Annotated in this window: 16 protein-coding genes; 3 read left to right on the forward strand and 13 right to left on the reverse strand. The window is 61.3% G+C overall.

What is annotated here, in order from left to right:
- Positions 1 to 315 precede the first annotated feature (315 nt).
- Together ACW9UO_RS02875 and ACW9UO_RS02880 are read left to right on the forward strand one after the other, a co-directional pair.
- Positions 316 to 2,313: a calcium-binding protein gene (locus ACW9UO_RS02875; RefSeq protein ID WP_457087483.1), complete on the forward strand. Its 1,998-nt coding sequence runs from the start codon at positions 316 to 318 to the stop codon at positions 2,311 to 2,313.
- Positions 2,314 to 2,547: 234 nt separating this feature from the next.
- Positions 2,548 to 3,963 carry a hypothetical protein gene (locus ACW9UO_RS02880; protein ID WP_457087484.1) on the forward strand — a complete coding sequence of 472 codons (1,416 nt, stop codon included), beginning with the start codon at positions 2,548 to 2,550 and terminating at the stop codon, positions 3,961 to 3,963.
- A 207-nt stretch (positions 3,964 to 4,170) separates the two neighbouring features.
- Here ACW9UO_RS02880 and ACW9UO_RS02885 read toward each other — a convergent pair whose 3' ends face one another.
- From ACW9UO_RS02885 to ACW9UO_RS02940, 12 genes are all read right to left on the reverse strand, one after another.
- Positions 4,171 to 5,397, reverse strand: a complete 1,227-nt coding sequence (locus ACW9UO_RS02885; protein ID WP_457087485.1) for an acyl-CoA dehydrogenase — start codon at positions 5,395 to 5,397, stop codon at positions 4,171 to 4,173.
- A 142-nt stretch (positions 5,398 to 5,539) separates the two neighbouring features.
- Positions 5,540 to 6,229 carry a phosphate regulon transcriptional regulator PhoB gene (gene phoB / locus ACW9UO_RS02890; RefSeq protein ID WP_457087486.1) on the reverse strand — a complete coding sequence of 230 codons (690 nt, stop codon included), beginning with the start codon at positions 6,227 to 6,229 and terminating at the stop codon, positions 5,540 to 5,542.
- A 3-nt stretch (positions 6,230 to 6,232) separates the two neighbouring features.
- Positions 6,233 to 6,952, reverse strand: coding sequence for a phosphate signaling complex protein PhoU (gene phoU / locus ACW9UO_RS02895; protein ID WP_457087487.1), 720 nt, complete (start codon positions 6,950 to 6,952; stop codon positions 6,233 to 6,235).
- Positions 6,953 to 6,963: 11 nt separating this feature from the next.
- Positions 6,964 to 7,764 carry a phosphate ABC transporter ATP-binding protein PstB gene (pstB, locus tag ACW9UO_RS02900; RefSeq protein ID WP_457087488.1) on the reverse strand — a complete coding sequence of 267 codons (801 nt, stop codon included), beginning with the start codon at positions 7,762 to 7,764 and terminating at the stop codon, positions 6,964 to 6,966.
- A gap of 24 nt (positions 7,765 to 7,788) precedes the next feature.
- The gene (gene pstA, locus ACW9UO_RS02905; protein ID WP_457087489.1) at positions 7,789 to 9,117 is read right to left on the reverse strand and encodes a phosphate ABC transporter permease PstA; all 1,329 of its coding nucleotides are present in this window, start codon (positions 9,115 to 9,117) and stop codon (positions 7,789 to 7,791) included.
- On the reverse strand, positions 9,117 to 10,589 hold the full coding sequence (gene pstC / locus ACW9UO_RS02910; protein WP_457087490.1) for a phosphate ABC transporter permease subunit PstC: 1,473 nt from the start codon (positions 10,587 to 10,589) through the stop codon (positions 9,117 to 9,119). The genes pstA and pstC overlap by 1 nt, the downstream gene beginning before the upstream one ends.
- 88 nt (positions 10,590 to 10,677) lie before the next feature.
- Positions 10,678 to 11,718, reverse strand: coding sequence for a substrate-binding domain-containing protein (locus tag ACW9UO_RS02915; RefSeq protein ID WP_457087491.1), 1,041 nt, complete (start codon positions 11,716 to 11,718; stop codon positions 10,678 to 10,680).
- 346 nt (positions 11,719 to 12,064) lie between these two features.
- Positions 12,065 to 13,111, reverse strand: coding sequence for a sensor histidine kinase (locus ACW9UO_RS02920; RefSeq protein WP_457087492.1), 1,047 nt, complete (start codon positions 13,109 to 13,111; stop codon positions 12,065 to 12,067).
- A 3-nt stretch (positions 13,112 to 13,114) separates the two neighbouring features.
- Entirely contained in the window at positions 13,115 to 14,296 is a 1,182-nt protein-coding gene (locus tag ACW9UO_RS02925) for a trans-sulfuration enzyme family protein (protein ID WP_457087493.1), read from the reverse strand.
- 10 nt (positions 14,297 to 14,306) lie between these two features.
- Positions 14,307 to 14,828: a gamma carbonic anhydrase family protein gene (locus tag ACW9UO_RS02930; RefSeq protein ID WP_457087494.1), complete on the reverse strand. Its 522-nt coding sequence runs from the start codon at positions 14,826 to 14,828 to the stop codon at positions 14,307 to 14,309.
- Positions 14,825 to 15,472: a guanylate kinase gene (gene gmk / locus ACW9UO_RS02935; RefSeq protein WP_457087495.1), complete on the reverse strand. Its 648-nt coding sequence runs from the start codon at positions 15,470 to 15,472 to the stop codon at positions 14,825 to 14,827. The genes ACW9UO_RS02930 and gmk overlap by 4 nt, the downstream gene beginning before the upstream one ends.
- Positions 15,473 to 15,477: 5 nt before the next feature.
- On the reverse strand, positions 15,478 to 16,365 hold the full coding sequence (locus ACW9UO_RS02940; RefSeq protein WP_457087496.1) for a YicC/YloC family endoribonuclease: 888 nt from the start codon (positions 16,363 to 16,365) through the stop codon (positions 15,478 to 15,480).
- Between the two features lie 306 nt (positions 16,366 to 16,671).
- Between ACW9UO_RS02940 and ACW9UO_RS02945 the strand changes: the two genes are divergently transcribed.
- Positions 16,672 to 17,346, forward strand: a complete 675-nt coding sequence (locus ACW9UO_RS02945) for a PAS domain-containing protein (RefSeq protein ID WP_457087497.1) — start codon at positions 16,672 to 16,674, stop codon at positions 17,344 to 17,346.
- A 92-nt stretch (positions 17,347 to 17,438) separates the two neighbouring features.
- On the opposite strand, the gene ACW9UO_RS02950 is transcribed toward ACW9UO_RS02945, so the two are convergent.
- The gene (locus tag ACW9UO_RS02950) at positions 17,439 to 18,809 is read right to left on the reverse strand and encodes a class II 3-deoxy-7-phosphoheptulonate synthase (RefSeq protein WP_457087498.1); all 1,371 of its coding nucleotides are present in this window, start codon (positions 18,807 to 18,809) and stop codon (positions 17,439 to 17,441) included.
- Between the last annotated feature and the right edge of the window lie 202 nt (positions 18,810 to 19,011).

Raw genomic sequence — 19,011 nt, forward strand, 5'->3', positions numbered from 1 at the left:
CCCGATCCGGTATAGACCCCGGTCCCAGCCGCGCACCTTCCCCTCCGATCGCAGTCCGCCTGTCACCTGTCGCACATCTGCGACCCCATCCGGGGTGGCCTCTCAATCGGATAGTCGCGGCTCCAAAGCACAGTCGCAGCCCTCAAAACGAGTATCTGCGGCCCGAATGGCATAGAACGTCGCCCCCAAAGAGGCCCGCGGTGTGCCGACGCCCATGAGACCTGATCGGCCGGGCAAGGCAATCGTCTCTCCAGTGAGCCGGAACAAACGCGTTTCGGAAGTAGCCAGTACGGCACCTTGACCGGAGACAGATAGATGACCTTGAGAACGCTTGTTGCAACCGAAGGCCTGACGCAGATCCACACTTTTGGCGGGACCGCTGAAAACCTTCGCGACCATTACGACATCCTGGAGTTCGAGCCGATGGATGTGTTCTCGCATGGTCATCACGCCCGGTCAGGTGGCGGCAACGATACGTTCGATTTCCAAAACACTGCGAATGTGACCAATGTGGTTGTCGGGCGGCTCGAAGATTTTGACCCGACGCGCGACGAAATTCGCATCGATGGTGTGGTGCTCGATCTCTACAACCTGCCCGCCAACGTCCGCATCGTTGCGTATAACGGTGGCCACAACGATGCCGGGTCCGAGCCGCAGCCCTGGCTGCTGATCGAAACCGCAGGCGGTGGGCACATCTTCTATGCACTCGAAGGCGCGCGGGTGGATATGGACACCGATGGCGGCTCGAACGGGCATCGCCAGGAAAACCACTTCCTGTCGGAATCGATGGTGCCTGACTTCGACTCCCTGATTGATGTGGCCTATGTCGATCCGCAGAACGTCATGCCGATTGGCTATCAGGCCGATGGCGGTGTCACGATCCACGACGAAGACCGCGAAGCCGCCGACGTCACCGCCGTGGTGCACGGCACCGACAATGGCGATCTGATTGCGGCCGGTCTCAACGATGACCGTGTCGAAGGCCATGGCGGCAATGATGCGATCTGGGGCGGCAGTGGCCATGACACCGTCGATGGCGGCGCTGGCAATGACGAGGTGTTTGGCGGCAGCGGCAATGACGTGCTGGATGGCGGTTCGGGCAACGACAGCCTGTTTGGCGAGATCGGCAATGACATCATCCGCGGTGGCGGCGGCGCCGATGTGATCGAAGGCGGCACCGGGGCCGACACTCTGAGCGGTGGGACCGGCGACGACCTCATCAGCGGCGGCAGCTTGGCCGATTTGCTGTATGGCGGCGACGGCGCAGATACGCTGGACGCCGGCAGCGGACGCGACGTTGTGAACGGCGGCAATGGCGACGATCTGATCGTTGACAACGGCCAAACCGGCTTGTGGGGGCAAGACACCTTCTACGGCGGCAACGGCAACGACATCATTCGCGCTGGCGGCGGCGACGACGAGGTCCGGGGTGGCAACGGAAACGACACGTCGGTGGGCGGCAGCGGCGATGACCAAATCTGGGGCGGCTCCGGCAACGACAATCTTGATGGCGGCACCGGCGATGACGTTGTTCGTGGCGGATCCGGCTACGATGTCATCCGTGGTGCCGCCGGAAACGACAGCATCGACGGCGGTGCCCACCGTGATCGCATCTTCGGCGGAGAGGGAGACGACACTCTGGACGGTGGCTGGGGCCGTGACGTGGTGTTTGGCGGCGATGGCGATGACCTGATGCTCGACAACGACCAGGGCGGCTACTGGGGCGCGGACGAGCTTCACGGCGGCAATGGCAATGACGAGATAGTGGCAGGCCACGGCGATGACACCCTGCGCGGCGGCAATGGCCAGGACACGCTGTCGGGCGGCTACGACGATGACATCTTGTCGGGCGGCGGGCAGTTCGATGAACTTTACGGGCAACGCGGCCACGACACGCTTGATGGCGGCAATGGCCGCGATGTGATGGACGGTGGTGGCGGCCATGACCTGCTGATCGACAACGCGCAGACCGGTCACTACGGCAGCGATGTGATGCTTGGCGGCAATGGCAACGACGTGTTCGAAATTGGCGGCGGCAATGACACCATTTCGGGCGAGGCCGACGCCGATACTTTCATCTTCATCGGCGATCAGATCCAACATGACGTTGTGACCGATTACGAAGTCGGCACCGACGCGCTGCACCTTGACGATGCGCTGTGGGGCGGCGGGTTGACCGAGGACGAGGTGATCGCCCAATACGCCACTGTGGTCGACGGCGATGTGGTGTTTGATTTCGGCGGCGGCAATTCGGTCACGTTGAACGGGGTTGGCAACACAGCCGGGCTGACCGCAGACATCGAAATCTTTTGAAGCCGCTCTGAACCCTGCGACCCCCGCCATTCACGCGCGCTCGCAGGGTTTCCCGCCTCCCCGGACCGGATCGACGTCGGGTGCCTGTCTTGTAATCCCTGCCCAAGCCTTGAGCCGCGACGTTCGCGCAATACCTGTGCGCCCTAACCGTCTGTATCTGTGACAGCCGCTGCTTGCCCAAACGGGCACAGGCGCGCTAACGTCAAGATCCGGAGTGCAAAGGGAAACGACCAAATGCGCAGCCTGGCCCACATTATCCTCAGCAGTTGCCTTCTGGCCCCAGTTTTTGTGGCCCCGATTGTTCTGGCCTCCTCCCTAGTCGTCCCGTCGCGCGCGACCGCTGCCGAATTTTCCACCGACCCCTCCGGCACCTGCGCCGTGACACTGACCGGCGAGATTGCAGAGGGCGACACCGCGCGGCTTGATGAGATTGCGCTGGACCAACCGGCCAGCTGGACCCTGCCCGACGATGGCCACTGGAAAACCATCTGCCTTGACAGTCCCGGCGGCAGTTTTGCCGAGGCGATGACCCTGGGGCGGTATCTTGCCACGCGCCAGATTGGCACTGTGGTGGAGGAGGCTGCGACCTGTACCGATGCCTGCGCGCTGGCGTTTCTGTTTGGCACCGCCGCGCAAGGGCCCAACCGCGCGGTCACGCACCGGCGGCTGCATATCGGCGGCACGCTTGGCTTTCGGCAACCGGCGTTGGCCGAGGAGACCGGTTCGGTTGCGCAGATGATCGACTTCTATGCTTTGGCCGCGATGTCACGCCCCGATGCCGCGCGCCCGTTCCTTGATGCCGATCTTGCCGGAGCGATGCCCGCAAGCGACGCGCCCGAGCCGTTTCTGATTGATACGGTCAACAGGGCCGGGCGATGGGATATTGCCGTGATCGGGTTCAAGGCCCCGGCCCTTTCCGACCGTGGGTTTTTCCATGCCTGTCAGAGCCTTACGATCTGGAGCAAAGGTCTTTCCACCGGTGCGGTGGTGTATGAGGACAACGCCGAGGTGTTCCAGCTTTCGGTGTCGAGCTGGACGGCGGGCGGTGCGCTGCGCGACCGGTATGATCTGCAATTTGCCAGTCGCGACCTTTATGAATGCGCCGCGACGGTTGCTGTGTCGGACACGGGCGCGCCTTTGCCGCTGATCTGCGGCTATAACGAGGTCGAAGACACCGGGATCGGGCCGGATGACTGCAACGACCCGGACTTGATTTACCTGTGGGCGCCGATCCCAGCCTTGGCGATGTTCCCGGCCGACACCACGCTTGCGGCCCTTGCGGATGGCAGCGCGCTACCTGCCGAGGTGCCCGAGCTGACGCGGCCAACCCCCTGCCGCGCCGAAGATCAAAGCGCCGAGGTGATAAATGTGAATAATTTCACAACCTTGCGCGGTGAACCGAATGTAGAGTCTGAAAAGATCGATGAGCTGCCATTGGGCGCGCGCTATGTGGTTGGTATCGATCCGGTGCCGGACACATCGCACCCTGATCACGCCACCTGCGCTGCGGCCTGTACGGCGGCAAACGCCGGGCAAGCCTTTGATCGCAATGCACTTGCCGCATGTGTGGATGAGAACTGGATGTGGTTTGAGCTGACCGGCCCGGCGGACAAACCCGGTTTTGCGAGTGCGAAGTTTCTAGACTTCTGAACGCTGGGGTTTGCTTGAAACCTGAGTGATAACAGTCGCTTGCGCGGACTCTCTCACGTGCCACCTCAATAGGTGCGTGCGAGCGTATTTTCTATGTTTTTCAGCGCCTTGTCAGCACAATTTAATGTACCACAAGAGGAGCCCAGCTTTCGGCACGCCACGGCCAAATTGGCCGTGGGTGAGTGATATAGTCTGTGCAAACGGGCCTTAGAAAAACGCCTGTAGCCCGGTTTGGGCGCGCCCAAGGATGAGGGCGTGGACGTCATGCGTGCCCTCATAAGTGTTCACGGTTTCAAGGTTCACCATGTGCCGGATCACTTGGAATTCGCCCGAAATTCCGTTGCCGCCGTGCATGTCGCGCGACATCCGCGCGATATCGAGCGCCTTGCCGCAATTGTTGCGCTTGATCAGACTGATCATCTCGGGAGCGGCGTTGGCGTCGTCCATCAGACGCCCCACCTGCAACGCGGCCTGAAGGCCAAGCGAGATCTCGGTTTGCATATCGGCGAGCTTTTTCTGGAACAGTTGGTTGCCGGCGAGCGGCTTGCCAAACTGCTTGCGGTCCAGCCCGTAAGTCCTTGCGGCGTGCCAACAAAACTCGGCCGCGCCCATCACGCCCCAGGCAATGCCATAGCGCGCGCGGTTAAGACAGCCGAACGGCCCCTTGAGCCCCTCGACATTGGGCAACAGCGCGTCTTCGCCAACTTCGACCCCCTCCAGCACGATCTCGCCAGTGACCGAGGTGCGCAGCGACAGCTTCTTGCCGATTTTCGGAGCGCTCAGCCCCTTAGTGCCTTTGTCGAGCACAAAGCCTTTGATCTTGCCGCCGTGCGCCTCGGACTTGGCCCAGACCACAAAGACATCTGCGATCGGAGCGTTGGAAATCCACATCTTGGTGCCGGTCAGACGATAGCCGCCGTCGATCTTTTCGGCGCGGGTTTTCATGCCGCCGGGGTCGGATCCGGCATCAGGTTCGGTCAATCCGAAACAACCGATCAATTCGCCTTTTGCCAATCCGGGCAAGTACTTCTGGCGCTGCTCTTCGGTGCCATAGGCAAAGATCGGATACATCACGAGGCTCGATTGCACCGACATCATCGAACGATAGCCGCTGTCGATCCGCTCAATCTCACGCGCGACAAGGCCATAGGTTACGTACCCGGCCCCGATGCCGCCATAAGCCTCAGGGATGGTGGTGCCAAGCAGGCCCATTTCGCCCATTTCGGCAAAGGTTTCCGGCGCGACGGTTTCATTTTCGTAGGCGTCGATCACCCGCGGGGCCAGCTTTTCCTGAGCATAGGCGCGGGCGGCCTCGGCGACCATACGCTCTTCTTCTGTGAGCTGGTCATTCAGGCGCAGCGGGTCATCCCAGGAAAACCGCCCCAGATCGGGCGCGTCTTTGGGTTTCAGCGGGGACGCATCAGGTGCAGACATGGCGACAACTCCGGGTCAGGTCATTTGCCCGGAGCCTAGCGTATCATCTGGGGGGAAGAAAACCGCAATATGATCAAATTATGAGCAGTGACGTCCGGTCCAACACGCCCCCGCAGTATGCAGCGGAGGCGTTGGGTTTGGCTTAGCCGAGCGCGTAACCGGCGCCGCGCACCGTGCGCAACGGGTCGCCGCCGCCATGCTGGCCGAGCGCCTTGCGCAAACGGCCAATGTGCACGTCAACGGTGCGGGTATCGACATAGATGTCGCGGCCCCAGACCCGATCAAGCAGCTGTTCACGGCTCCAGACCCGGCCCGGTTTTTCCATAAAGGTGGTCAGCAGACGAAACTCGGTCGGGCCGAGTTTCAACGGTTGATCGGCGCGTGTCACCCGGTGGGTTTCGGCGTCAAGCACGATGTCTTGGTACTCCAACCGTTCGCCCACCGAGGCAGGCCGGGTGCGTCGCAACTGCGCCCGCACCCGCGCCATCAACTCGACGATGGAATAGGGTTTGACGACGTAATCATCCGCCCCGGTTTCCAACCCGCGCACCTTGTCGACCTCTTCCGAGCGCGCCGACAACATGATCACCGGCACGCCGCGCGTCTCGGTGCGCGACTTGAGCCGCCGACACACCTCGATGCCCGAGACATTCGGCAACATCCAATCGAGCACGATGATGTCGGGGGCCTCTTCGGCGACCAAAAGCAGCGCCTGTTCGCCATCCTCGGCCCGGCTCACACGAAAGCCTTCGGCCTCGAGATTATACGACAGAACTTCGCGCTGCGCCGGTTCATCCTCGACCACCAGAACCGTGGGTTGTTCGGCTGACATGGTTTATTGCCCCGATTGCGGCGACAGCGATTTGTCGAGCGATGTGGTGTCGCCCTTCACGCGCGCATCAGGCATTTCGCCTTCGACCAGAAACACCACCTGTTCGGCGATTGAGGTGACATGGTCGCCCATCCGCTCGGTGTTTTTGGCAATGAAATGCAGGTGCATACAGGCAGTGATATTGCGCGGATCTTCCATCATAAAGGTCAGGAATTCGCGGAAGGTGGCGTTGTACATCTGGTCAACGTCCTGATCGCGCTGGATCACGTCGCGCGCCAGCGCCGCATCACGCTGGATATAGCTGTCGAGCGCGTCTTTCAGCATCAGCTCGACCTCGCGCGCCATCCGACGCAGCGCAGCCGAGGCGCCGTCAATCGACGACAGCTGCATCAGCACCGAGTTGCGCTTGGCCATGTTCTTGGCCAGATCGCCGATCCGCTCAAGATCGCTGGAGATCTTCATCACCGACAGGATCACCCGCAAATCAACGGCTTGCGGCGCGCGCAGGGCAATGATGCGGGCGGCGGTTTCGTGGATATGCTCGTCCATCTTGTCGATGACCTTGTCACCCTGGCGCACCTTGTCGCCAAGTTCGGGGTCACGGGTTTCAAGCGCTTGGGCCGCCTCAAGAATGGCCTGTTCGACAAGCCCGCCCATCTTCATGATCTGCGCCTGAACGCCTTCAAGATCGCGGTCAAACGCGCTGGCAATATGCTCTTTCATCGGTCTCTCCCTTAGCCGATCCGGCCAGTGATATAGCTTTCGGTGCGCGGGTCTTCTGGGTTGGTGAAGATCTTCGAAGTCTCGCCGTATTCCACCAGGTTTCCGAGGTGAAAGAACGCGGTTTTCTGGCTGACGCGCGCGGCCTGTTGCATCGAGTGGGTGACAATCACAACCGAGTAGTTCGAGCGCAATTCGTCAATCAATTCCTCAACTTGCGCGGTGGCAATCGGGTCGAGTGCCGAACAGGGTTCATCCATCAGCAGCACTTCGGGTTCGGTCGCAATGGCGCGTGCAATGCACAAACGCTGTTGCTGGCCACCCGACAGGCCGGTGCCCGGTGCGTGCAGCCGGTCCTTGACCTCATCCCAGATCGCGCCACGACGCAGCGACTTTTCAACGATCTCGTCAAGGTCGGCCTTGGACTTCGACAGGCCATGAATGCGCGGGCCATAGGCGATGTTGTCATAGATCGATTTCGGAAAGGGATTGGGCTTTTGAAACACCATCCCCACCTTGGCGCGCAGCTGCACCGGATCGACGCGCTTGTCATAGATGTCTTCGCCATCAAGCAGGATGTCCCCTTCGACGCGGCAAATGTCGATGGTGTCGTTCATCCGGTTGAGACAGCGCAGAAAGGTGGATTTGCCACAGCCCGAGGGGCCGATAAACGCGGTCACGGTTTTGGCTTCGATCTGCACGTTCACGTCTTTGATGGCATGGGTGTCGGCGTAGTACACCTGCACATTGTTCGCGGCGATCTTGATGTCTTGGGTGTTCAAAGTGCTCTCCACACGGCGGTCGGTGTCATACATGATGTGTATCCTTTTCCGGCTCGTTTACCAACGGCGCTCAAAGCGACGGCGCAGGATGATGGCGATGAGGTTCATGGTCAGAAGGAAAACCAGAAGCACGATGATCCCGCCCCAGGCCTTTTCGTAAAAGCTGACATCGGCGCGGGCGGCCCATGTGTAAATCTGCGCGGGCATGGCCGAGTTGGCCTCGGTGAAGCCGGCGACAAAGCCATCGGGATAGCCGCGCGCAACGAAGCCCACCATGCCGATCAGCAAGAGCGGCGCGGTTTCACCAAGCGCTTGGGCCAGACCAATGATGGTGCCGGTCAGGATGCCGGGCATGGCGAGCGGCAGAACGTGGTGGAACACCGCCTGCATTTTCGACGCCCCGACGCCAAGCGCCGCATCGCGGATCGACGGCGGCACCGCTTTGAGCGACGCGCGGGTCGAGATGATGATCGTCGGCAGGGTCATCAGCGTCAGCACGAGGCCACCAACCAAGGGGGCCGATTGCGGCAGGTGCATGAACTGGATGAACACGGCGAGGCCGAGGATACCAAAGACGATGGAGGGCACCGCAGCGAGGTTGGAAATGTTCACCTCAATCAGATCGGTAAAGCGGTTTTTCGGTGCAAATTCCTCAAGATAGATCGAAGCGGCCACACCGATGGGCAAGGACAGCACCAGCACCACCAGCATCATGAAGAACGAGCCGACGACCGAAGCCCCGATGCCAGCCCCGCCGGGATTGTCGACGCCCGAGTCGGTGCCGGTGAGGAAGGTCCAGTTGAAGCTGCCGTGGATGATCCCGGCTTTGGCCAGCGCATCGACAAGGTCAAGGTCGCTTTGTTGCAGGAACCGGCTGTCTTGCAGGGTGTCGCGGGTGACGCGGCCGTTGAAATAGCCATCAACGCGGCTTGACGCGGCCAGTTCAAAGCTCACCGGCGCGCCGACATCACCGGGGTTGGCAACGTAATGGTCGCGGATGGTGGCGCCGGTTTTGCCGACGATCCGCTCCAGTGCCTTGGGGTCAAACTCGGCCTCAAGACCGCTGGCCTGCAACTGGCTTTGCAGCGAGGCGATGAAGAATTGCTCATAAGCTTTGGTCTTGAACAATTCGCTTTCAGCCGCGTCGACCTGTGGCTGTGTCAGCGTCAGTTCGATATCAAGCACCGTGCGCGAAAACGCGGGCAGGCCCGAGCGGATGATGCTTGTCGCGAGGATGATCAGGAAGAAGATGCCAAGCGCGATGGCGGCGAGGCCATAAGCCTTGAACCGTTTCTCAGAAGCGTTGCGGCGTTTGGTGCGGGCGTCGAGCGTGGCCAGCGATGATTTCTTCTGCGCGCCGGGCGCAGTCAGGTTTGCATCCGTCATCAGTCGTACTGCTCCCGGTATTTGCGCACGATAACCAGTGCGACGATATTAAGCCCCAGCGTCAGGACAAACAGGGTCATGCCAAGGGCAAAGGCCACCAGCGCCTCGGGCGAGGCAAAGTCGGCGTCGCCGGTCAGCTGGCTGACGATCTTGGCGGTGACGGTGGTCATGGCCTCAAACGGGTTCATGCTCAGCTTGGCCGCGGCCCCTGCCCCAAGCACCACAATCATCGTCTCGCCAATGGCGCGGCTGGCGGCGAGAAGGACGGCGCCAACGATGCCGGGCAATGCGGCAGGCAGAACCACCTGCTTGATGGTCTCCGACTTGGTTGCGCCCAGGCCATACGACCCGTCGCGCAGCGATTGCGGCACCGCGTTGATGATGTCATCCGAGAGCGAGCTGACAAAGGGGATCAGCATGATGCCCATCACCAGACCGGCGGTCATTACTGCCGTGCCGGCCTGCATCCAGCCAAGGCCTTCGTCGCCAAACACCTTGAGCAGCAGCGGCCCGACGGTGAGCAATGCAAACAGACCGTAAACGATGGTCGGGATGCCGGCGAGCACTTCGAGCAGTGGCTTGGCCACCGCGCGCAGTTTCGGCGAGGCATATTCGCTGAGGTAGATCGCGGCAAACAGGCCAATCGGCACCGCCACGGTCAGCGCCACGATCGAGATATAGAAGGTGCCCCAGAGCAGCGGCAGCACGCCGAGTTCGGACGAGCCACCCCGGCCCGAAAAGCTTGGCGACCATTCCAGCGAGGTGAAGAATTCCGAGGCAGGATAGAGGCGGAAGAACTCGATGGTGTTGAACACCAAGGACAAAACGATGCCCAGCGTGGTCAGCACCGCAATCGACGCCGCCGCGATAAGCAGCGCGCGAATGCCGTTTTCCACCACGTTGCGGGCGCGGAACTCTTTGTTTGTTTCCTTGATGCCCATGAAAAGCCCGACCAGCGCGACGATCAGAACCGCCGCCGCCATCGCCACCGCGCCAAAGCCATTCAGCACGCGGTATTCCTGCGCGGCATGCAGGATCGGCGGGGTGATTTCCGAGGTCACGATCTGCCCGGCATCTTTCAACCGTTTGGTCAGATCGGCGATGTCCGCCTCGGGGTTGCGCGCCATGTCTTCGCGCATCGCGCCGAGGGCAATCGCGTTTTCCATCCCGTCGGCGGTGCGGCGCACTTCGGCCATCACCAGCCCGCGCGAGGCGGCGGTGCTGTCTGCGCTGTCGGGCAGCATAGCCGAGACGGTAGAGCCGACATAGAGCGGCTGCACCAGCAGCCAGACAATCAGCAGCAGCGCCGCAGGCACCACGATTTTAAGCGCGACATTCCAGCCGTAGTAGGACGGCAGCGAATGCAGATCGCGGATGTCGCCCCCGGCGCTGGCCAGCGCGCGCGACCGGCCAACGATATAACCGATCACGGCAATCGCCAGCACGATCAGGATGAGCCAGAGTAATGGCATGTGCCCCCCTTCGGGTGTTCAGGAAAAGGTCCTAAAAGAAGACGGGGCGGCGAAATATGCCGCCCCGGATATCCAGCCAGAGGCCAGATTACATTGCGCCGCCCATGGTGACTTCGTTTTCGATGTCAGACTGGGTTTGCGCCAGCTCGGGATCGGCAACCAGGCCATAGTTGGCCAGCGGGCCATCGGGGCCGGCAATCTGGTCGTGGGTAAAGAACTGGGCGAATTCCTTCAGGCCGGGGATGACGCCGATATGCGCCTTCTTGACGTAGAAGAACAGCGGACGCGACACCGGGTATTCGCCGGTCGAGATGGTCTCGGTCGAGGGCGAGATGCCGCCCATGGTCGCGACTTTCAGCTTGTCGGTGTTGTTCTCATAGAACGCGAGGCCGAAGATGCCGATGCCGTTGGGGTTGCTGTCGATGCGGGCCAGCGTTTCGGTGTAATCGCCGTCGATGTCGACCGATTTGCCGTCTGCGCGCACGTCAAGGCAGGTGTCTTCGGCGTCGTCTTCGGACATGCCGCCATCCAGCATCGCCTGAAACGCGCCGGTGTCTTCGCAGCCTTTGAGCAGAACCTGGTCTTCAAACACTTCGCGGGTGCCGTGCTTGGTGCCGGGGATGAAGGCGGCGATTTCGACGTCGGGCAGATCGGCGTTGAACGCGGCCCAGGTTTCGAAATCATTGTCGACCAGTGCGCCGTCTTTCATCACCTTCGCGCCAAGCGCGTTATAGATGTCGGACTGGGTGAAGGCGGTGAAGGCCGGGCCGGTCTGTTGGCTGGCAAACACGATGCCATCATAGCCGATGCGCACTTCGATGATGTCGGTCACACCGTTTTCGGCGCAGGCTTCGATCTCTTTGTCGCGGATCTGACGCGAGGCGTTGGCCACGTCGATGGTGTTTTCGCCAACACCTTCGCAGAAGCGCTTGAGACCGGCCGAGGAGCCGCCGGATTCAACAACCGGTGTCGGGAAATCTGTATTGTCGCCAAAGAGTTCCGCTACGATCGAAGCATAGGGCAGAACGGTCGAGGACCCGGCAACCTGCACGTTGTCACGCGCGGCAGCAGCGGTTGCGGAAACGGCAGCGATCGCCAGTGTCGAGGCGGTCAGTTTGAAAAAGCTCATGGAGAGGCTCCTGTTATCTCATTTTCCGGGTGCCGTGAATTGCAGTGTGTGTGGCATCCGTTGGGGCACTGCTATTGGCGTTTCGCTATCCTTTTGCGACAGGGAGGTAACAGTTTCATGACAAGGCAGAAAGCGATGCCTTTTGGGCGGAAAACTTGGCAGGGCGTGCGGAGCGTTGGTTTTCAACTATTTGTAAATAAACGGTTTGTTCGGGATTCCTTGAAATCTGGTTACACGAGAATTAATCCGAAGAAACCGAAATTTATGGGCATCCTAGGTAACCTCAACGGGCCAACCGCCCGAATGTGACAAAACCCTTAACAAAAGGAATCGCATACTCGCCTGATCACACCGGCAGAAGGATGCGAAAGGCCGATCCCTGCCCCGGCGCGGAGTCAATCTGGATGCGTCCGCGATGCCGCCCGACGATATGTTTGACGATTGCCAGCCCCAGCCCGGTGCCGCCCTTTTGGCGCGATCGGTGGCCATCGACCCGGTAAAACCGCTCGGTCAGGCGCGGAATATGCACCGGGTCAAACCCCGTGCCAAAATCGCGCACCATAAGTTCAACCGCGTCACACCGCAGCCGTGGGTGATAGGCCGGCGCGCTCAGACTGACCTCGATCCGCCCGCCATCGCCGCCATATTTGATTGCGTTTTCAATCAGGTTGGTCAGCACTTGGCGCAGCTGGTCCTCATCGGCGCGAAGGGTCACATCGCCCTCGGGCAATTGCGGTAGGATCTTTACGCCAGCTTCCTCGGCCATGCCGCTCAGACTGCGCAGCACCGAATGCACCAGCGCCGCAAGGTCAATCCGAGTTGTCGGCCGCATCCGCTCGGTCGCCTCGACCCGGTTGAGCGACAGAAGATCGCCCACCAGCCGGTTCATCCGCTGCGCTTCGGTCTCCATGATGCCCAGAAAACGCTCGCGCGCGGCGGCGTCATGGCGCGCCGGGCCATGCAGGATGGTCTCGATAAACCCAAGCAGCGCGGTCAGCGGCGTTTTCAGCTCATGGCTGACATTGGCAACGAAATCCCGCCGCATCTGGCCAGCGGTTTCAAGGTGCGTCACGTCCTGAAAGCTTAGCAATACGCCGAACTGCACGCCGCGATTGATTGGCGCGCAGCGCACCTGATAGGTCACGTCCTGCCCGTCTTCGCGCGTTAAATAGTTGGTATCGCGGGTCTTTTGATCGCGCAGCGTAGCCTCGACAGTATCAAGCAGCGAGGGCTGGCGCAGCGCAGTGATGAAATGCCGGCCCAAGGCGTTGGGGCCGACAATCTGGCGCGCGGCGTCGTTGATGTGGTTGATCCGCTCGTCGTGGCCGATCACCACGGTCGGCTGGGTCAGCGCATCCACCACCGATTGCAACAGATCGCGCGCGTCGGTCATGGGTTACACCGCCCGCGCCGCGGCCACCGCCTTGGCAAATTCCGCGATCAGCGCCTCGGGCTGTTCGAGCCCGACCGACACCCGGAAAAAGCCTTCGGTGATCCCCAGCGCCGCACGGCCCTCGGGCGTCAGGCCCCGGTGCGAGGATGAGGCGGGGTGTGACAGCGTGGTGCCGACATCGCCCAACGTCGGCGCAAAGGCCACGCCGCGCGCCGCGTCTGTCAGGGCATTGGCCTGCGCCCGCCCGCCCTCAATCTCGAACGACACCATGTTGCAGCCGCCGCTCAACAGGTCCGCCGCAAGTGCCCGGTCGGGGTGATCGTCGCGCGTTGGATAGAGCACCTGCTTGACGCCCGGCATCTTGGCCAAAGCATCGGCCAGCGCCTCTGCCGTGGCCTGCGCCCTTTCGAAGCGCAGATCAAAGGTCAGCAAGCCACGCTCGGCCAGCCAGCAATCGAACGGGCTGGCGGTGAGGCCAGTGGTGACGGCGAAATCATAGATCGCCTTTTGGTGCGTCGCGTCCCTGGCCGCGACCCAGCCCAGCGTGACGTCGGAATGCCCCGCCATCAGCTTGGTCACCGAATGGATCACCACATCCGCGCCCTGCGTGAACGGCAAAAAGCCGCGCGGCGTCGTAAAGGTGTTGTCGATCACTAAAAGCACGCCCGCGTCTTTGGCCACCGCTGCGATACCCTTGATGTCGGCCACCCGCAGCGTCGGGTTCGACACCACTTCCAGCAGGATCATCCGGGTTTCGGGGCGCAATGCGGCACGGAAGGCTTCGGCGTCGGTCGGGTCGGCAAGGCTGGTGGTGATGCCCAGCCGCGGCAGGTCATCGCGCATCATCCGCAAAGAGCGACCATAGAGCTGATCGCCGCCAAGCACATGGTCGCCCGCCTTGCACAGCCCGAGCAGAACCGCCGTCACCGCCGCCATGCCGGAGCCGACCACAAGCCCGGCCTCGCAGCCTTCCATCGCCGCAATCCGCCGCGCCAAAACATCAGCGTTGGGGTGGCCTTCGCGGGCGTAGGTATAGCCATGCGCCCGGCCCTCGTACTGAGAATCCAGCGTATCGGGTGTGTCGGAGGCATAGACCACCGACGGCGAAAGCGGGGTCACGACCGGGCGGCTGATGCCTTCGATCAGGGTTTCGGGGCGGATCAACGTGCCCTTGTCATTGCGCATTTGGAAAGCCTTACAGTGCTGTCAGCCCGGCACGAAACCGGCGCATGTTGTTTTGGTACCCGACGGCGGATTTGCGCAGCCCTTCGATGGCGGCGTCGTCCAACTGGCGCACCACCTTGCCCGGCGCGCCCATCACAAGACTGCCGTCGGGAATTTCTTTGCCCTCGGTGATCAGCGCTCCGGCGCCGATCAGACAGTTGCGCCCGATCCTGGCCCCGTTCAGCACGGTGGCCCCCATGCCGATCAAGCTGTTATCGCCGATTGAACAGCCATGCAACATCGCCTTATGGCCAATGGTGCAACCTGATCCAATGGACAAAGGAAACCCCATATCCGTATGACAAATAACGTTTTCTTGCACATTGCTGCCCGCGCCAATGCGGATTTCTTCATTGTCGCCGCGCAGGGTACAGCCGAACCAGACCGAGCCGCCGTCTTCGACAACAACATTGCCGATCAGGTTGGCGTCGGGGGCGATCCAACAGTCGTCGGCGATCTCGGGGCGGACCCCGTCCAAGGCATAAAGCGTCATGACGTTTCCTCGAATTCGGATTGCAGGGTGCGGACATGTTCAGTCAGCTGCGGCTGTTGCAAACGGCGCAGGCGGGTGGCGGTGACGATGGTTTTCAGCTTGTCCTCGGTGCTGTCGAGCTCATCATTGACCAGCACAAAATCATAGCTGCCCCAATGGCTTATCTCATCCCAGCTTTTCAGCATCCGCTTCGAGATCGTCTCGTCACTGTCTTGCGCGCGGCTTTCCAGACGGCGGCGCAGCTCGGTGATCGACGGCGGCAACAGAAAGACCGACAGCGTGTGACGGCCCAGATCAGAGTTCTCGATCAACTGCGCGCCCTGCCAGTCGATGTCGAACAGCACGTCTTTGCCGGCGTTGATCGCCTCTTCGACTGCCGCCTTGGGCGAGCCGTAGAAATTGCCAAAGACATGGGCGTGTTCCAGCATGCCGCCTTCGGACACGGTTTTCTTGAATTCCGCTTCGGAAACAAAGTGATAATCGACGCCGTTCACCTCACCGGGGCGCGGCTGGCGGGTGGTGGCCGAGACCGAAAAGACGATGGAATCGTCCCAGGCCCGCAGGCGTTTGGCGAGGGTCGATTTGCCTGCGCCCGAGGGCGAAGACAGGATGATAAGCAGGCCTCGGCGCTTGGTTTCAGGCATTTGGGTCACTCCACGTTCTGCACTTGCTCGCGCATTTGGTCGATCACCGCCTTGAGATCAAGCCCGATCGACGTCAGCGCCGTATCGCCGGATTTGGCGCAAAGGGTATTGGCCTCGCGGTTGAACTCTTGCATCAGGAAATCGAGCTTGCGGCCCACGCTGCCCTTCGCAGACACAAGTTCACGTGCTGCCTTCACATGCGCTTGCAACCTATTGATTTCTTCCGTTATATCCGATTTGATGGCCAGCATCGCCAGCTCTTGGGCAATCCGCGCTTCATCGATGCCATCGGCGGTTTCCAGAACAGTGGCCAAAGCATTTTTCAAGGTTTCCCGGGCCTTTGGCCGGCGCGCCTCTGCCGCCACATGAGCATCTTCGGTCAGCGTTTCGATGCTGTCGATGTGATCAGACAGAACCTGCTGCAGCGAGGTGCCCTCTCCTGATCTCATCTCGCAGAAAGACGTCAGAACCGATTGGAAATCCTCAAGAATAGAAGTGCGCAGGGCGGCAGTGTCGGTGGCGTCTTCTTCTTGTTCCATCATGCCGCGCAGGGCGATAATCTCGGCCGCGGTGGACGGACCAATCGACACATGCCGCGCCATCGCCTGATGCTCGATCTCGGCCATCGCGGTCAGCACCACATCAAGCTGGCGGGCGTTGACCTGCTGGCTGCCGTTGCTCTCTTCGCGCGACAGACGCAGACCGACGGTGACATTGCCGCGCTGCAACCGCGCCGAGACCTGCTTGCGCAATTCGGCCTCCAGCCCTTCGATCCAGTCGGGCACGCGGATGCGCAGATCGAGGCCCTTGGCATTGACGCTGCGAATCTCCCAACTCCAGGTAAACGCATCAAACGCGCCCTGACCCGACGCGAACCCCGTCATTGATTGCATCACAGTTTTCCCTTTTGGCCGCGGCGCGCAATATCTAGCGGTGGATGCGCGCCTATCCGCATGATTTGACGTCCGGAATAGGCAATCGCCGCGATCTGGGCAAGGTTATTTGCCCTGCCGCACCGTCAGCCGGCGTTCACGAGGGTTAACCAAAGGTTCAGGAAATCCACTTATTTTGGCAAAGTTATGCAATATTAGGAATTGGGTAACCATTAGCGCAGATACCGGTTCGGCAAACGTTCGGGCGACAATGGGCGGGGCGTAGTTGAGGAAGAGATGATGTGTTTGAATGACACGAGGTCAGGCATGGCCGGAAGTCGAGCCGCCGATGATGGCGTATCGCAGATCGTGCCGTTGAACGGCAAGCTGCGCGCCAAATGGGGCCAGCCGCTGCAACAGGTCGAGGCCTACTGGCAGGCGATGCGCGGCAATCAGACGGTGCCGTCGCGGTCTAAGATTGATCCGCGCGGGATTGAGACCGCGCTGGAATTTGCCTTTATCGCAGAGCGCGCCGGCACAGACCGCGCGCGTCTGCGCATTGGTGGCACCCATATGTGCGACCTGATGGGAATGGAAGTGCGCGGCATGCCGCTGTCGGCGATGTTGGCGCCGCTGTCGCGGGATCGGCTGGCCCATGCTCTGCTTGAGGTGTTCGATGCGCCTGCGCGCGCCGAGATGACGCTGGTGGCCGAGAAACGCCCCGGGACGCAGGATCTGGCGGGGCGGCTGTTACTGCTGCCACTGATGGATGATTTCGGCGCTATCAACCGGGTGTTGGGCTGTCTGGTGTCGGACGGGCCGGTTGGCGTGGCCCCGCGCCGTTTTGACGTGCTGCACTGCGATATCACCGATTTGCGGGCGCGGCCTAAGCCCTCGGTCGCTACGGCACCGCGCCATAAGGTGGTCGGGCAGGCAGAGCCGCAACCGAGCCATCGGGCGAGTGCCGTGTCTTATCTGCGACTGGTCGAACCTGCGGACTGAGCCCATCACAGCCCCACCTTGGTGGAAAAGAAAAAGCCCCGGTCAACCAACCGGGGCTTCTTTGCATGTACTGTACAGCTACTGTGCAGCGCTTAGCCTGCGAGGCTTGAGGCCCCGGCGTCGCGACGCGCCACCAACTCTTCGGCCACAAGGAACGCCAGTTCCAGCGACTGCGAGGCGTTGAGACGCGGGTCACAGGCGGTGTGATAGCGATCCGACAGATCCTCTTCGGTCACCGCGCGCACGCCACCGGTGCATTCGGTCACGTCCTGGCCGGTCATTTCGAAGTGCACGCCGCCGGGGATGGTGCCCTCGGCCTTGTGCACGGCAAAGAATTCACGAACCTCGCGCAGCACGCTTTCGAACGGCCGGGTCTTGTAACCGGTCGCCGATTTGATGGTGTTGCCGTGCATCGGATCGCAGGACCACACCACATTGGCACCCTCTTCCTGCACCGCTTTGATCAGACGCGGCAGGTGTTCGCCCACGGTGCCCGCACCAAAACGCGCGATCAGGGTCAGGCGACCGGCTTCGTTTTCCGGGTTCAGCTTTTTCATCAGAACCTTGAGATCGTCAGCCGTGGTCGTCGGGCCGCATTTGAGGCCGATCGGGTTCATCACACCGCTGGCGTATTCCACATGAGCGCCATCGGGCTGGCGGGTGCGGTCGCCGATCCAGAGCATATGCCCCGAGCCCGCAAGCCACTTGCCCGAGGTGCTGTCACGCCGTGTCAGCGCCTCTTCATACTCCAGCAGCAGGCTTTCGTGGCTGGTGTAGAAGCTCACGGTTTGCAGCGCATTGGTGGATTCGCCGTTGACGCCCGCCGCGTTCATGAAGTCGAGCGCATCGGTGATCCGGCCCGCCATTTCGCGGTATTTCTCGGATTCTTCCCGGTCGGTAAAGCCCAGCGTCCACTGGTGAACCTGATGCACATCGGCATAGCCCCCGGTCGAAAAGGCGCGCAGAAGGTTCAGCGTTGCGGCGGCCTGGGTGTAGGCCTGCAGCATCTTTTTGGGATCGGGGAAGCGGCTTTCAGGGGTGAAATCCAGCTCGTTGATGATGTCGCCGCGGTAGCTTGGCAGCTCTTGACCATCTTTGATCTCGGTCGGCGCAGAGCGCGGCTTGGCGAACTGGCCGGCCATACGGCCCACTTTCACCACTGGTACCTTGGCGCCAAAGGTCAGCACCATCGCCATCTGCAACATCACCTTAAAGGTGTCGCGGATGCCATCGGCGCTGAACTGTTCAAAGCTTTCGGCGCAATCGCCGCCCTGCAACAGAAACGCCTCGCCCCGCGATGCGGCGCCCAGCTTGGCCTTGAGCGTGCGCGCTTCGCCAGCAAAGACCAGCGGCGGATATTTGCCCAATTGCGCCTCAACGGCACTCAGGGCCCCCGCGTCGGTATACTCCGGCATCTGAATCCGGGGCTTGTTGCGCCAGTCAGATTTTTGCCACTCGCTCATCGCTTATCTCCGGTGGTTAGCGTTATCGGAACGCTGCGCTTATACAAAGCGGATCCCGCAGTGACCATACGTGATTTCCCCGACGGGATCAGGATGGGTTTGAGCGGGGCTTGACCTTGGCCAAGGCTTGGGTCCAATTGACGCATCTTGTCCATTTGCGACAAGGCTGATGTCGAAAATCCACCCTCCCGCACAAAGGCCC

The sequence above is a fragment of the Marinovum sedimenti genome (assembly GCF_054052205.1).